Genomic DNA, 14,865 nt, shown 5'->3' with positions numbered 1-14,865 from the left:
TATTGTATATTATCCACCGATCCGGAGTCGACTCATATTCTCCACCGGACTATATTTCTGATGCTGTTCCCGAATATCCTTGCTAAAAAGCTCTACATAATAGCGGACCATGTCCAGTGTGCTGTGGCCGAGAATCTGTTGTAGGGTAAAAACGTCGCCGCCGTTCAGGATGTAAAACTTCGCCATTGTATGTCTGAATGTATGAGGCGATACCCGAACGCCCGATATGCCGGCTAACTTCCCATACTCCTGAATGTTTTCCTGTATGGTTCGTGTACGAAGGGCTGTGCCCTCTACATTCACGAAGAGCCAGTCCGTCTCTACATTACCGCGTTCGGCTAAGTATTGTTTCAACACTTTAATGCACGTTTTTTGAATGGGGACGCGCCGCGCTTTTCCGCCTTTGCCCCGAACAATCCGGATCTCCATTTCTTTTAAGAAAAGATCGCCGACCTTCAAGTTCAGCAATTCTCCGATCCGCATCCCCGTTTCCAGCATAACCATCATGATCGTATAATCCCGAAATCCCGTAAAGGTTTGGCGATTGGGTTGGTTGAGCAAGGCAAGCAATTGCTCTTTGGTAAAGGTTTGGATCATTTTCTTTTCCGCTTTGATTAGCCGTAGTTCATCAGCCAGTTTGTGCTTGATATAGCCTTCCTCATATAAAAACTTGAAAAACGCTTTGCAGGTTTTGATGCGCCCGTTTACCGTATTGCTGGCCAGTCCTTTGCCTAGCATATATCCGATATAATGATGCTTGATGTCCCGGTTGGTCATGGCGAGGACGTCAAAGTCCTGGTTTTGTTCTTCGAAAGTCTTCTGCATCATGATCATATTTTCTTCATAAAACTCGATAGTTCGATCGGATAAATTTTTGGCCCGGCATTCAAACACAAATGATTGCAGCAGTTTGGGAAAACCGATTTGCGGCTTGCTCGGTGTAGCTGCCGATGTTGGGGCAACTACCTGCGTAGCAGCGGAGGTAAGTGTATTTTTACGACGTTTTACCGGCATCTCCATGTTTACTGCACCTCGCTTTCATTGAAGTTGCCTTCGTCCGCGAGGTTCTCAATCGGGCTGTACTTTTCGTGCTGTTTATGAATATCGGTGCTGAACAACTCGACGTAGTAGCGAGTCATTTCGAGGTTGGCGTGGCCGAGGAGGTATTGCAAAGTAAAGATGTCGCCGCAATTCATCAAAAACAATTTTGCCATCGTGTGTCTAAACACATGGCAGGCTCCTTCCACGCCAGTAATGCCTGCTCGATGAAAATACTCCTTCACCATTTTAATGAAGGAATTTCTCGCCATGGGTGTATTGAAAACCGTGACCCAAAGGTCGTTGAAGGGCTGATCTCCCCGTTCTGCGATATATCGTTTGAGGATCTCCGCACATGTGGCCTGAAATGGTACCAATCGGAATTTACGGACTTTCCCCATTTGAATGTGCACCGTATTTTCCTCAAAATTCACATCTGAGATTTTCAAACGGCTCATTTCGATGACGCGTATGCCGGTTTCAAGGAAAAGAAGCATAATGGCATAGTCCCGTAATCCGGTAAATGTAGTTTGATCGGGGGAGGCTAGGATTCGTTTGACTTGCTCTTCGGAAAAAGTATGAACGACTTGCCGTTTGTTCTTGAGGGGCTTTAACCCTTCGGCAATGTTAGTCGTCAGTAATCCATCCTCGAATAAAAATTTGAAAAACTGCTGAAGCGTGCGAATCTTTCCGTTGATCGTATTGGGCTTAAATTGCTGTTCGAGCATTTTGTTAATCATGCGGACGGAGAGGTCTTTAGGGGTCAGATTATCCAGGGAAAGGCACCAATCTTCAAGATCGCGTTGCAACGATTTGAGATAGACGTGGTAACCGTCTATGGTAAACTTGGAGAGATTGCGAAACTGGCAGTCCATCAAGAACAGCCGGACGGCTTCGGCGTATTGTTTTTTTGCCGAAACAGCATCGTATGCTACAGTGGATTCAGAGTTAATTTGCATGTGAAACCTCCCGAAATTTGGATCGGGAGTTTGGTGCGGTAAAAAGATTGGCGCGCCTGATGGCCTGTAACCGCGTCAATCTGTGGGTTTAGCGAGCGCACAAAACCCTGTCGGAAAACAAGCGACGTATTGGGTTAGTGGGAAAATAATCCATGTCCGACTTCCCTTGTCCCATAAGGAATCTCGATGATTGGCGAACGAGTGTTTCCCTCCTTCCATAGCGCCAATCTCAAAATCGTGAGGGAAACCGTGGGGGTTCGAGTCCCTTCACCGGCATCAAACAAGCAGATTTATTAAATCACGAATCGTGATTTAATAAATCTGCTTTTTTTGTTACAACGTGAGATGATCTTAAGTTTAATAATTACAATACCAAATGGCATCGAAGAGCTCAGGAGGAAACGATACAAAAGTCACCCAGTGAAAATTGATATAGCTGGCACAATAACTTACTTGAGTTAATGTTCGGCAGTAGCGCTGAAGCGTACGAGAAATTGTGCATTGACGGTTACTTGGTTAAGCCGTCTACTTTTGAATATACAAATGAAAAGAAATTTGGTTTCTTCAGTAATTGGCGGAGATAGCCAGGAACCAGAAATTGTAGCAGAAATTATAAATGGGTAGTATGAATTTCATAAGCAATTATTATTGCGATTTATTTGATTTAAATGGATATATTTTCTATTGATGTAATAATGTTTGACAAAAAATATTGAAATCAAATCTTAATTTGCAGTTTCTGTCTTGCGTCGATGTTGTAAGATGTTAGCTTTAATGTGCCGGCCGGATCAATAATCGGGTTGTTTATTGGTGATAACGGGGCAGGCAAATCAACGACATTCAAAGTAATCCTGGGAGTAGTATCCAAAAGATAGCGGTATAGTAAAAATATTCGGTGAAGATAATTTAGAAAAGCACGTCAAAGTCAAGGAAAGGATTGGAGTCGTTTTTGATCCAATGAATCTGCCAGCTCACCTTACAATAAGGCAGATAAATAACGTTTTTAATTAACTATGAGGAGGATCGCTTGCTCCCCGTAAGCAACGTCATACAGGTGTACGCATTTACAGGCGGACAACGCAGAGTTTCCGCTTCAAACAAGCAATGTTTAGAAGGAGCGTAAGAAAGGTATAAGTCGAAGTGTTTATATATTGAATGGTTTGATTAAATGAAGCAGCTATTGATGTTCAATAATGACTGATTGTATCAAGAATATCAGAAGGGTATCTGATATCTGGTATCTTGCTGCAATAAATAAGAGTCGATTTCCATATTGCTTTTGGAGGCGCGATGGAAATCAACTCTGCACGCTCTTTGCTATGTTCAAAGCAAACAGCCTAGTTACTATTATAAGATAAAAAAATGTTTTGTACATAGTTGATAGAGTAGGCTTTTAGAGAAGAGGGACTTAGTCTAAAAAGATAGATTTAGATTTTCTTGTAGGGTTAGATGTGTTGTTTTTTAGTTGGAATGAAAACTTTTAAAGAGGTGAAAAACAGTGATCTCAAAAAAGATGAAAGCATTAACTGTATTTAGTCTTTTGGCATCTTTATTATTTCTTAGTCTTAATTCAGGTGTTTATGCATCGGAAACGAATCTTTCAAAAAGTACATTAGATGAAATTTCTGCTGTTTATGACTCCCTACCAAAGAATTTGAAACAAAATAAGGCCAATCTTATTAATGAGAACATTATGATTTATGATGAAAGCGGCCGAATTAAAAATGAAATCCATTCTGACGGACGAATTTACGATATTCAATGGGACAATGATAGAATTATTCAAGTTACTGACACAGCAGGGTATAAAACAGTATACGACTATTCTAAGAATGGACGTTGTTGAGAATATTTTTTATAACAATCAACTGCAGACATCTTACTTTCGGGAGAAAGAGCTGTATCAAATAAATCTTGGAAAATTCAGCAATGCAGAAACAACTTTGAAAGATGAAATAGCTAAACAATATTCCCAAGGGCTAGTTGACAGTTCCACTGTTAATAGTCTCGAGAATAGTTCTGTTACTCCTTTTGCAGTTGTTGATTATTATGTTGCCGGCAAAAGGATGAATTCACTATTATCCTCAAGTGATTTTCTTTACAACAATGACGACGCAATGACTGAAAGTGAAATTCAGAGTTTCCTTACAAGTAAAAATTCTGTTTTAAGGAATAACATTAAGATTTACGTTATCAATTCTAGTGGTAATGCTTATGATACTGGTAGAACAGTAAAACCTTCAAAGGTTATTAGTGATGCAGCAAAGAATGCGGGTATTAATCCTCGAGTGATACTGGTTACCCTACAGAAAGAAAGCAGTCTAGTTACCAGTACAGATACTAACGTTAACAGAAGAGCATTTCATTACGCTATGGGCTATGGAGCGACGGATAGTGGGGATATTACCACGTACACCGGTTTTGATAAGCAGGTCGAACTTGCCAGTGCGTGGATGTATGATAAGTGGCTGCATGATTCCAAGCTAGATGTGTTTTTGACTGTTAATGGCGGTGTATCAAAAACATCTGGTGGTGTGACTTATGCTGGGAAAATACAGGTGGACACTTTTCCAGCATGGGTATTGTATACGTATACTCCACATGTAATTGACTATTCTTTATTACCGACAATAGGTGGCGGAAACTATTTATTCCTGAAAGTCTTTGAAGGCTGGTGGAGTAGCTGGTATGATTGAATATGAATAAAGAATAATTATAAGTTTCCCAGTGACGCTCTACCGATATCTAATTAGGATATCGGTAGCAGCGTTTTGTTTACAAAAAATACATGCGAGAGGATTTTTTATAATAAATGAAAAAAATTTTAATTGCTATTGTAAGTTGTCTGATTTTAATAGGCGTACTTTATTATATCAACTCTGATCCAAAGCGAGGACAAGAAGATCTTCAAGCATTATTCAACAGGTGGGATAGAGGAGAAGTAGAGGATTCAGAGAAAACAAAGATCATGAACACACTAGCCGATAGATTAAGGGAAAATCCACAGTTTTCTATTAAAGAGATAGAAGAAATATCAAATTTCTTTTCATTTTTTGAAGCTGATTCCTTAAAAGTAATTCAGTACATTGAAAATCCGGAGTTTTACGGCTCCAGTGGTAGGGAGAGTTTTCACATTGTGGTCTATAACGATCTGGTCGAGATCATCGACAGTCGAGGGAGTATGCGGATTGAAGATATAAAAAGGCGGGACGAACACCTTTATTATGTTTATGCCACTGATTATAAAATAACGAATATAACAGGTATCCACATATTTAAGATTGAGATCGAGGATGGACAAACCCTAGACTGGAGTTCTTTGATTAATAAAGAAAGGTTGACTGACAATTTTCAATATGATGAAGCAAGTGAAGTATTATATTATCACGATGGACACATCTATTATAAAGAAATAAGGGACAATGGGAATGAAGTTTTGATTACAGCAGCTGATACCGACTACTTATTACAATTGGGTGATGATGGTCTTTATTATATAGCACCTGAATAACGCTTATAAGGTATCGACTCGCAAGAAGTGACGGTACGTCTGAATGCGGCGCTGGTTAAAGAGTAATCCAGTTTATTCCAAAGAACGTTGCCATCATGAGTCACGATAATATCACCATACTCAAATGCTGCAAAGCTGATATCATTTGTACCTTCAGGGGAATAGATAATAACGAATAAAATCGAATATTAATGCTTGACTTCTATGTCGAAGTCGATATAATAGAAAGAGTGGCCCGATTTTTTAGAATCGGTAAAACACTTGATTACGGGACGTAGCTCAGCTTGGTAGAGCACCTGGTTTGGGACCAGGGGGTCGCATGTTCGAATCGTGTCGTCCCGATCCATGGAAGCAGTCATCTTAACGGATGGCTGCTTTTTTAATGTTTAAGAATGGGATGCCGCCGTTTTCGAGAATTGAATAAAGGCTCCCACTATCGGTCAAAATAGAGACAAAAGTCCGATAGAAGGGGATAACCGTGAATATCTTCCAAATCAAAAAACATCTGAAAAAACGATGGAGAAGATGGAGACGCGCCATATGGACCGCCAGCGCCTTGGCACTGATTGCGGTTATGGCCTGGATGGGGCTTCGATTATCCGATCAAATGGAGAAGTTGATGGCTCGTGAACCGATGGCGATCGAAACCCTGGGAATGTGGCAAGAAGCTGCTCCGGATGCCGATAACGAATGGTTATCGGATCTGGAAGAGGGGAAATCGAGAATCGTCCATCTGACGAAAATATACACCTGTGGTGAAGAAAGCAGTGTTCTCGGCATTATGACCCCCAATGAAATCGCTGAGTTGATGAAGGATCACCCTACATGGAAAGGCAGACTTGGCGCAGGGGGCGACGTTTGGATCGAAGAGAAAATCGATGGTCTTTCCGAAGACTGCAAAACGCAAGGATACATCGGCTTGGACAAGGATGGCAACTTAACGTTATTTGACGGTCCGCCGAAGAAGGAAAAGGCAGTTCGTACTTTTTTTCAGATCGACGTGGAAATGATGGAGAGCGCTTTGCCGGCAGAAGTAATCCAGCAGTTGCGGCAAGGGATTCGTATTCAGGATGTTGAGGAATACAATAGTGTACTGTCCACCTTCAGCGATTTCGCGATTGAACCGTCGGAGAGAGTCATGCAGCAGGAGGAACAGCCTTAAAACGCTGCTCGCTTATTTTCGCTGAATGAATAATAGAACAACCAGAAGAGGGTGTCTCATGAAGTTATCGTAGATAACGGAGGGACGTCCCTCTTTTTATTTTGCCAGCGTTAATTACACTTTTTTCACCTGCAAATAAGTTTTTCCTCAATCTTGACCGATCTTTTGCTATAATAAAGTGAATACATATGTTCGCTTTATGTAGGACAGGGCTCCATCCGAGGATCAAGGGGGAGTTATAGCAACGATAGGGGGAGATGAGCCTTGCGGATACTTGGAATTGACCCTGGCATTGCGATTGTCGGGTTCGGATTTATCGATAAACAAGGCAATAGGGTCACGCCGGTGCAGTACGGCTGCATCCAAACCGAGGCCCATACGCCCGAGGAAGAACGGCTTATGCATGTCTATGAGGCGATGGTTCAGTTGATTGACAAATATAAGCCGGATGCGGTGGCGTTCGAGAAGCTGTTTTTTAATCGGAACGTTACGACGGCGATGTCGGTCAGTCAAGCGAGGGGCGTGTTGGTGCTCGCTGCGGCACAGAAGGGGCTTCCGATTGCGGAATACACCCCGATGCAGGTGAAGCAGGCGATCGTAGGTTACGGGAAGGCGGAGAAGCGCCAGGTGCAGGAGATGACGCGCATGTTCCTGAAGCTCCAAGCGATTCCGAAGCCCGACGACGTGGCGGATGCGTTATCCGTGGCGATCTGCCATGCGCATTCGTATACTTTAAACTCTAAAATAAACGAGGTATTGCGTTCATGATCGATTTTTTGCGGGGCCAGATTGCCCATTTGGAAACAGAGTACGTCGTCTTGGATGTACAGGGGGTAGGGTATCGGGTGTTTTGTCCGAATCCGTACGCTTTTGCAGCCAAAGGACAGGAAACGGTGACGATCTACACCCATCACCATGTTCGTGAAGATGCGATTCTGCTGTTTGGATTCCCAACCCGCGAGGAGCAGAAGCTGTTCCGCAAGCTGATTGAGGTATCCGGGATCGGCCCGCGTGTGGCGCTGGGGATCTTGAGCGGCGGGAGCCCGGACCATGTTGTGGCGGCGATTCATCAGGAGAATGTCTCCTTTTTGACCAAGCTGCCCGGGATTGGGAAGAAGACGGCGCAGCGGATGATTTTGGACCTGAAGGACAAGCTGGAGGGCGTCGGAGGTACGTTGTTTGATCCGGTGCCTGCGGATGTTGGCGAGACCTTGGGGGATGACGGTAATCCGGGATGGCCGGAGGCGCGCGAAGGCCTGAAAGCACTGGGTTATACCGAAGCAGAGCTGGACAAGGTATGGCATCGCCTGAAGGACGATGTCGGGCCGGACGAGGCGGTAGATTCCGTCATGAAGAAGGCGCTCAAGCTGCTGTACGCCGGCTGAGGATGAGGACAGGAAGGGGAGCGTAGCGCATGATGGAGGACCGGATTATTTCCGCGAATTTAATGCTGGAGGACCAGGCGGTGGAGTTAAGCCTGCGGCCGCGTTATTTGGCGGAGTATATCGGACAGAACCAGATCAAGGAAAATTTAAAAATATATATCGAAGCGGCAAAAATGCGCAAAGAAGCGCTGGATCACGTGCTGCTCTATGGACCGCCAGGACTCGGCAAGACGACGCTGGCTAACATTATCGCCAACGAGCTGGGCGTGAATTTGCGCACGACCTCGGGACCGGCCATTGAGCGGCCGGGGGATTTGGCTGCGCTGCTGACCAATCTGCAGGAAGGCGACGTCCTGTTTATCGACGAGATTCACCGGCTGCATCGGACGGTGGAGGAAGTGCTATATCCGGCGATGGAGGATTTTGCGCTGGATATTATGATCGGCAAGGGGCCAAGTGCGCGGTCGGTTCGGCTGGACTTGCCGCCTTTTACGCTCGTTGGCGCTACGACGCGGGCAGGGCTCCTGTCGGCGCCGCTACGAGACCGTTTTGGGGTCGTCAGCCGCCTCGAGTTCTATAACATCGACGAACTTAGCTATATCGTGTCGCGAGGCGCGGATATTTTTGGCATCGAAATGATTGGGGATGCGGCGACGGAAATCGCGCTTCGTTCGCGGGGGACGCCGCGGATTGCAAACCGCTTGCTGAAGCGCGTACGCGACTATGCGCAGGTGCGGGGCGACGGTATGATTACCACGGAGATCGCCAAAGAAGCGCTGCAGATGCTGCAGGTTGACCCGATGGGGCTGGATTTGATCGACCACAAAATGCTGCGGGCGATGATTACGAGCTTTCGCGGCGGCCCCGTCGGGCTGGATACCATCGCCGCAACCATCGGTGAAGAGAGTCAGACGATCGAGGACGTGTATGAACCTTACCTGCTGCAGATCGGATTTCTGCAGAGGACGCCGCGAGGACGGGTGGTCACGCCGGCAGCCTATCAGCATTTAGGTCTGCCGATGCCCGAGACACCTTAGCATTTGTGAACTTGGCTCGAAGGCATCATAAAGGGGGAGAAGCAGGTTTGAAACGTACAACACGAACGAGACGAGCATTTTCGTTAGCCCGATGGGGAAAAGGAATTGTTGCGGGTTTGCTGTTAGCTGGGGCTTTTCAGCTGCCGGCAGCGGCTGACGATTCGGATACATCTCGCGTCCGCGTAGCGATGTACCTGGACTTGGGCAGCACCTATAAATCGACAACTCCAGCTGTTACTTTAAAAACGGCGGCAGCGGCAGAGGTAATCTTGGCGGGCAGTTCGGCGCCGGAGACTTGGCTGCAGCTGGGAGCGGGGGCTACGACGAGATTTAGCGTCAATGGATATAAGGTTAAAGCATTGGAATCTGCGGATTGGGCAACGGTCGCTGCTGCGGTCAAGAAGCTGCAAGCCACGTCAGACCGTCCGGTGGCTTATGCCGTAAATCAAGCGGGAAGCACAATCTACCGCGTTTATACAGGCCCTTACGCCAGTGCAGCGGAAGCGCAAAAAGCAGCGGATCGGGTCAGCCAAACGCTGTCTGCATCCTTAAAAGGCGCTAAAGCCGAAGCACGCGGCCCTCTGTACGTGTCCGCCGGTTCGTTTGCAAGTCAGGCGGAAGCCGAGAATCTTCGCCAAACGCTGTCCGCCCAGCATGCGGAGGCGGTAGTGGCGATGACCGGCCCCGGGCAATATGCGGTATGGATCGGCGGCGCGTTAAGTGCCTCCGAGCAGTCCGCGCTCCAAGCCGAGCTGGCCGGACTCCATCCGAATCTTTCCTTAGCGCCAGTTAATGAAAATGTCCCTGCATTACTCCTGCACCGGGACGTGACGCTAAATTTGGAGGCTCCGGCAGGCGTTGACCATTATGAGTTAAGCGGAGAAGGCACCAAATTGACGCTTCGGGATAACGGCAATTCGCCGATCCAGGTGGTGGAGCGTTCGGGGCGCAGCTACCGCGGAGATTTTGAGATCAGTAAAGTGAACGGCCAACTGGCGCTCGTCAACGAGCTGCCGTTAGAGCAATACCTGTATTCTGTTGTCGCCGGTGAAGTTCCATCGTCTTGGCCGCAGGAGGCGTTGAAGGCCCAGGCGGTTGCGGCACGCAGCTATGCGCTGTATAATGCAGGGCTCAATAAGTTTAAGGTAGCCGGCCTGGTGGATACGACTTTAAGCCAAGTCTACAATGGGACGGAAAAAGAGGTCGCCAGCATCGTTCAAGCGGTGGATGCTACGGCAGGAGAAGTGCTGGTATCGTCAAACGGACAAATTGTAGAAGGCATCTTTGCGTCGAACAGCGGCGGGGTGACGGCGGATTCGGTTGAGGTTTGGGGGAATGTGAATCCGATCTATTCCAGCGTTCCCAGCGACGGGGACGAATCTGCGCAAGCCTCATTAAAATCGTGGTATTATGTGCTGTTGTCGAGCGGGATCACGGGATACGTCCGTGAAGATAATACGGTGGTCAATGGGACGAATCCGGCAGGGTTGCAGAAGCTGACGGTGACGACCAGTAACGTCTTGGTCCGGAAGCTGCCGCTCATTCAATCGGATGTGGATCCCCTGGCGAAGCTGAATCCGGGCGACCAGGCCATCGTGTTGGTCAAGGTGCCTGAATCCAGCTCCTATGCGTGGATTCGCGGACCTTATACCTCGGACGAACTGGTGAAGTCCCTGAAGGGAAAAACGACATCCGACATCCCATCTTCGATATGGAATCTGGAGGTCAGCCAGCGGGGCCCATCCGGACGCGTGACGCAGGTCAAAGCCAATGGACAGCCGCTGAACGTCAAATATCCGGATACGTATCGCTCTGCTCTGAATGGCTTGCCCAGCACTTTGTTTGATATCGTGCAAACGGGACGTTATACTGTACAAGGTGCAGGAGGAACGACTGGTACCGGTACAGCTATGTCCGCAACGACGATTCAGTCGGCATCAGGCAAGACGACAGCCAGCGGCAAGCTGGTTGTGATGAGCGGCGATCGAACAGCCCGCGTGGTGGATACGTCGAACCAATTCGTCTTCGTGGGACGCGGAAACGGTCATGGTCTGGGACTTTCCCAATGGGGGGCCAAAGGATTGGCCGACGCCGGGTATGATTACCGGCAAATCTTGCAACACTACTATCAAAATGTGTCTATCGTTAAGGAATGAGAATATACCGATGAATGTAGATCTATACGACTTCGAGCTTCCGGAGGAGCTCATCGCCCAGACACCGCTAGCCGAACGCACCGCTTCGCGCTTGCTGACGCTAAATAAACAGACCGGGGAAATCCGGCATCACAAGTTTTCCGATATATTGGATTACTTACAGCCAGGCGATACGCTGGTGCTGAATGATACGCGGGTCATTCCCGCCCGATTGTTTGGGATAAAGGAAGGGACCGGTGCCAAAGCCGAAGTGCTGTTGCTCAAAAACTTGGGCGAGGACCGCTGGGAAGCCTTGGTCAAACCCGGTAAGAAATTAAAAACCGGATCGGTGATCGTGTTTGGGGACGAGCTGCGAGCCACCGTCGAGTCCGAAGGGGATATGGGCGAACGCGTACTTCGGTTCGCTTATGAAGGGATTTTTAACGAAATCCTAGATCGCTTGGGCCAAATGCCGTTGCCTCCTTATATTAAGGAGAAGCTGGATGACCGCGAACGTTATCAGACTGTGTATTCCAAGCATGAGGGTTCAGCCGCCGCACCAACGGCAGGCTTGCATTTCACCGAAGAGTTGCTGGAGCAAGTGCGGGCGAAAGGAGTGACGATCGCTTTCGTCACGCTGCACGTCGGGTTGGGCACGTTCCGGCCGATGTCGGTGGACCGGGTTGAGGATCACGTCATGCACGAAGAATATTATGTGCTGCCGCAGGAAACAGCTGACGTCTTAAATGAAACGAAAGCGAGAGGCGGCAGGGTCATTGCCGTCGGGACGACCTCGGCACGAACGTTGGAGACGGTGGCTAAGCAATGTGAGGGCGGCCCCATCGTCAAGAGCAGCGGCTGGACAGGGATCTTTATTTATCCCGGCTACCAGTTTGGACTGGTCGATGCGCTGCTTACGAACTTCCATCTCCCGAAATCAACGCTGGTGATGCTGGTCAGCGCGCTGGCGGGACGCGAGCGGATCCTCCAGGCTTACCAGGAAGCGATCAACTTGAAGTACCGGTTCTTCAGCTTCGGTGACGCCATGTTTATTTACTAAACGCATTTTTATTTGAGTAGAGGATGGTTGATCAGATTGGCAGCAGCAATTACGTATGAACATATCAAAACCTGCAAGCAGTCCGGAGCCCGGTTAGGGCGCGTGCATACGCCGCACGGCTCGTTCGAAACACCGATCTTTATGCCGGTGGGTACGCAGGCAACAGTAAAAACGATGAGTCCGGAAGAGCTGAAGGAGATGGATGCGCGAATCATCTTAAGCAATACGTACCATCTCTTCCTGCGTCCGGGACATGAAATTATTCGTGAGGCCGGCGGACTGCACAAATTTATGAATTGGGACCGCGCGATTTTGACGGACAGCGGCGGGTTTCAAGTGTTCTCGCTGAGTGAAATGCGCAAAATCACGGAGGAAGGCGTACATTTCCGCTCCCACTTGAACGGCGATAAACTATTCCTGTCTCCGGAAGTGGCAATGGAAATCCAAAATGCGCTCGGCTCGGACATCATGATGGCGTTTGACGAATGCCCACCGTATCCGGCGGATTATGAATACGTGAAAAATTCCCTGGAGCGTACGACCCGCTGGGCGGAACGCTGCTTGCAGAGCCATGCCCGTCCGCACGATCAAGGACTGTTTGCCATCGTTCAAGGCGGCATGTACGAGGATCTGCGCAAGCAAAGCGCCCGCGATTTGACTTCCCTAGATTTTCCGGGGTATGCTATTGGTGGACTGAGTGTAGGCGAGCCTAAGCCGCTCATGTACGAGGTGCTGGAATATACCGTTCCGCTGCTGCCGGCAGACAAGCCCCGTTATTTGATGGGAGTCGGATCTCCGGATGCCTTAATTGAAGGAGCGATTCGCGGCATCGACATGTTCGATTGCGTGTTGCCGACTCGGATCGCGCGCAACGGTACGACGATGACCAGCCAAGGCCGTTTAGTCGTACGCAACGCTCAGTATGCCAACGATTTCGGACCGCTGGATCCCGAGTGCGACTGCTATACCTGCCGAAATTACTCCAGGGCGTATCTCCGCCACTTGATCAAAGCCGACGAGACGTTTGGGCTGCGATTAACTACATACCATAATTTGCATTTCCTCATCAATCTGATGGGTAAAGTTCGTCAGGCGATTATGGAAGATCGGTTGTTGAGTTTCCGGGATGAATTTTTTGAGCAGTACGGTCTGTTTGGCAATGACAAAGGATTTTAAGAAAAAGCGTTAGTTCGATTTTGGAAAGGGGGAAATGACATGTTCTTTCAGTATGCCGCGCAACAAACAACTGGCGCCAACTCGCTTATCTCCATGATCATTCCATTTGTTATCATGATCGCCGTTTTCTACTTTTTATTGATTCGTCCGCAGAAGAAGAAGCAGCAGCAACGTAATTCGATGTTGAGCGCTTTGAAGAAAGGCGATAAGATCGTGACGATTGGCGGATTGCATGGAACGATTATGGAGCTGACCGACGATACGGTAGTGCTTCGCGTGAATGACGTGACAAAGCTGACGTTTGACCGCAGCGCGATCAGTCACACCATTAAAGAGTCGGAAGGTTAATCGCGTTACAGACAAACACAAATAGGAAGAGCCTGTATGCTACAGGCTCTTTTTTAAGATATCAGAAAGTATAAACTTCGGGGCATTGGCATCCTGATATCGCAAGAAAAACTTCCGCTAAACGCGGTCTGTCTACTTTGAATGTACGTCGATAGACGTTTTTCTTATGGTCTGATGCGGCTTAAGGTTTCCGGATCGCGCGGAGTTCGCCAAGCGGTTGCCCCAGGCAAGGCCGATGGTGGAGGCCAAAGCAGCCAGTACCAGCCCTCCAAGCATGTCCGTCAACCAGTGAATCCCCATATAAAAGATTGAAAACACTATAATCAATGAACAAGCTGAAGCAAACCAACCCCAGCGCCGGTTCCCTGAACGGATCGCCAAAATAGCCATCGATACGGAGACCGAAGTGTGGAGGCTAGGAAAGCAGTTATTCAGACCGGACAAGGGGCGGTAAACCTGTTCGAAATTTGGAAAAACCTCTAGCATATAAAAGATAGCCCCTGACGGCGGATACGACCATACCTCGTTCACCGGGAACAGCAAATAAAAGGGGACCGCTGCCAGATAATTGAGGATCACAGTGCAACAGGTCGCATAAAGAAACGGCAGACGATCATCGGACGCATAGATTCCCAGCGATGCAAGAATTAACGCCTGCAAGATGACTAGATAGAAGAAAGCTGTTATTACCGTTACAGTCGTTGAGTGAAACAAGCTTTGAAACGTTGAAACGAAATGTCCCTCAATTCCAAATACCCACGGTGTGAAATCGGTATGAAAAGGAAGATGATCTTCTAGGATCAGTTCAAACTTATTTATCAGCAACACGCCAACCATCAGAAGTAAAAGCCAAAGCAAATGTTTTGATTTGATCAGTTGCTGCAATAGGGAAGTAACGGCATGCCATGGCGAGCGGAGCGTGTTCACCCAGACCATGATGATGACGGAAATCCCGGTCAGCCACGAGATGCCGGACATGGAATGATCCATCGTGCGAGAACGACCTCCTCATGATGATGTCGATTGGACTAAGTCTAACTTACCATGAATGGAG

At 47.8% G+C, this 14,865-nt stretch carries 14 protein-coding genes, 1 tRNA gene and 1 pseudogene; 13 read left to right on the top strand and 3 right to left on the bottom strand.

The features are described 5' to 3' along the window. Positions 1 to 9: 9 nt before the first annotated feature. On the bottom strand, positions 10 to 1,020 hold the full coding sequence (locus U9M73_RS11490) for a tyrosine-type recombinase/integrase (RefSeq protein WP_323077367.1): 1,011 nt from the start codon (positions 1,018 to 1,020) through the stop codon (positions 10 to 12). 2 nt (positions 1,021 to 1,022) lie between these two features. Continuing rightward, positions 1,023 to 1,997, bottom strand: coding sequence for a tyrosine-type recombinase/integrase (locus tag U9M73_RS11485; RefSeq protein ID WP_323077366.1), 975 nt, complete (start codon positions 1,995 to 1,997; stop codon positions 1,023 to 1,025). A gap of 761 nt (positions 1,998 to 2,758) precedes the next feature. Here U9M73_RS11485 and U9M73_RS11480 point away from each other — a divergent pair. The 13 genes and pseudogenes from U9M73_RS11480 to yajC form a co-directional block, all read left to right on the top strand. Next, positions 2,759 to 3,002: pseudogene (locus tag U9M73_RS11480) on the top strand (ATP-binding cassette domain-containing protein); the annotation flags it as partial. A gap of 493 nt (positions 3,003 to 3,495) precedes the next feature. Then, positions 3,496 to 3,843 (top strand): hypothetical protein, encoded by a 348-nt coding sequence (locus tag U9M73_RS11475; RefSeq protein WP_157273363.1) that lies wholly within the window; start codon positions 3,496 to 3,498, stop codon positions 3,841 to 3,843. Beyond that, entirely contained in the window at positions 3,830 to 4,693 is an 864-nt protein-coding gene (locus U9M73_RS11470) for a hypothetical protein (RefSeq protein ID WP_323077364.1), read from the top strand. The genes U9M73_RS11475 and U9M73_RS11470 overlap by 14 nt, the downstream gene beginning before the upstream one ends. 116 nt (positions 4,694 to 4,809) lie before the next feature. Continuing rightward, positions 4,810 to 5,508: a hypothetical protein gene (locus U9M73_RS11465; RefSeq protein WP_260070207.1), complete on the top strand. Its 699-nt coding sequence runs from the start codon at positions 4,810 to 4,812 to the stop codon at positions 5,506 to 5,508. Between the two features lie 268 nt (positions 5,509 to 5,776). Then, positions 5,777 to 5,850, top strand: a tRNA-Pro gene (locus U9M73_RS11460). Positions 5,851 to 5,986: 136 nt separating this feature from the next. Then, complete coding sequence (locus U9M73_RS11455; RefSeq protein ID WP_009224424.1) at positions 5,987 to 6,670, top strand: BofC C-terminal domain-containing protein; 684 nt, start codon at positions 5,987 to 5,989, stop codon at positions 6,668 to 6,670. A gap of 264 nt (positions 6,671 to 6,934) precedes the next feature. Beyond that, positions 6,935 to 7,438, top strand: coding sequence for a crossover junction endodeoxyribonuclease RuvC (gene ruvC / locus U9M73_RS11450; RefSeq protein ID WP_009224423.1), 504 nt, complete (start codon positions 6,935 to 6,937; stop codon positions 7,436 to 7,438). Then, positions 7,435 to 8,055, top strand: coding sequence for a Holliday junction branch migration protein RuvA (gene ruvA, locus U9M73_RS11445; RefSeq protein WP_009224422.1), 621 nt, complete (start codon positions 7,435 to 7,437; stop codon positions 8,053 to 8,055). Before ruvC ends, ruvA begins: the two co-directional genes overlap by 4 nt. A 32-nt stretch (positions 8,056 to 8,087) precedes the next feature. Further along, positions 8,088 to 9,092, top strand: coding sequence for a Holliday junction branch migration DNA helicase RuvB (gene ruvB, locus U9M73_RS11440; RefSeq protein WP_036644827.1), 1,005 nt, complete (start codon positions 8,088 to 8,090; stop codon positions 9,090 to 9,092). Positions 9,093 to 9,139: 47 nt separating this feature from the next. Next, a complete protein-coding gene (locus U9M73_RS11435; RefSeq protein WP_036644737.1) occupies positions 9,140 to 11,248 on the top strand; it encodes a SpoIID/LytB domain-containing protein in 2,109 nt (702 codons plus the stop codon). A gap of 10 nt (positions 11,249 to 11,258) precedes the next feature. Beyond that, positions 11,259 to 12,287, top strand: coding sequence for a tRNA preQ1(34) S-adenosylmethionine ribosyltransferase-isomerase QueA (gene queA, locus U9M73_RS11430; RefSeq protein ID WP_036644734.1), 1,029 nt, complete (start codon positions 11,259 to 11,261; stop codon positions 12,285 to 12,287). A 36-nt stretch (positions 12,288 to 12,323) separates the two neighbouring features. Then, positions 12,324 to 13,463 carry a tRNA guanosine(34) transglycosylase Tgt gene (gene tgt, locus U9M73_RS11425; RefSeq protein ID WP_009224418.1) on the top strand — a complete coding sequence of 380 codons (1,140 nt, stop codon included), beginning with the start codon at positions 12,324 to 12,326 and terminating at the stop codon, positions 13,461 to 13,463. A 39-nt stretch (positions 13,464 to 13,502) separates the two neighbouring features. Beyond that, positions 13,503 to 13,811: a preprotein translocase subunit YajC gene (yajC, locus tag U9M73_RS11420; protein ID WP_009224417.1), complete on the top strand. Its 309-nt coding sequence runs from the start codon at positions 13,503 to 13,505 to the stop codon at positions 13,809 to 13,811. Positions 13,812 to 13,943: 132 nt separating this feature from the next. Here the strand turns inward: yajC and U9M73_RS11415 are convergent, their stop codons facing one another. Continuing rightward, positions 13,944 to 14,801: a phosphatase PAP2 family protein gene (locus U9M73_RS11415; RefSeq protein WP_260070209.1), complete on the bottom strand. Its 858-nt coding sequence runs from the start codon at positions 14,799 to 14,801 to the stop codon at positions 13,944 to 13,946. Between the last annotated feature and the right edge of the window lie 64 nt (positions 14,802 to 14,865).

This window comes from Paenibacillus phoenicis (assembly GCF_034718895.1).
GTDB lineage: Bacteria > Bacillota > Bacilli > Paenibacillales > Paenibacillaceae > Fontibacillus > Fontibacillus phoenicis.
The sequence above is the reverse complement of the archived record's forward strand: the minus strand, read 5'-3'. Positions and strand labels throughout refer to the sequence as shown.

Bases quoted from the DNA above. Each gene is read 5' to 3' on its own strand.
- U9M73_RS11490 (WP_323077367.1), bottom strand. From the start codon at position 1,020: ATGGAGATGCCGGTAAAACGTCGTAAAAATACACTTACCTCCGCTGCT.
- U9M73_RS11485 (WP_323077366.1), bottom strand. From the start codon at position 1,997: ATGCAAATTAACTCTGAATCCACTGTAGCATACGATGCTGTTTCGGCA.
- U9M73_RS11470 (WP_323077364.1), top strand. From the start codon at position 3,830: ATGGACGTTGTTGAGAATATTTTTTATAACAATCAACTGCAGACATCT.
- U9M73_RS11465 (WP_260070207.1), top strand. From the start codon at position 4,810: ATGAAAAAAATTTTAATTGCTATTGTAAGTTGTCTGATTTTAATAGGC.
- ruvA (WP_009224422.1), top strand. From the start codon at position 7,435: ATGATCGATTTTTTGCGGGGCCAGATTGCCCATTTGGAAACAGAGTAC.
- ruvB (WP_036644827.1), top strand. From the start codon at position 8,088: ATGGAGGACCGGATTATTTCCGCGAATTTAATGCTGGAGGACCAGGCG.
- queA (WP_036644734.1), top strand. From the start codon at position 11,259: ATGAATGTAGATCTATACGACTTCGAGCTTCCGGAGGAGCTCATCGCC.
- yajC (WP_009224417.1), top strand. From the start codon at position 13,503: ATGTTCTTTCAGTATGCCGCGCAACAAACAACTGGCGCCAACTCGCTT.
- U9M73_RS11415 (WP_260070209.1), bottom strand. From the start codon at position 14,801: ATGGATCATTCCATGTCCGGCATCTCGTGGCTGACCGGGATTTCCGTC.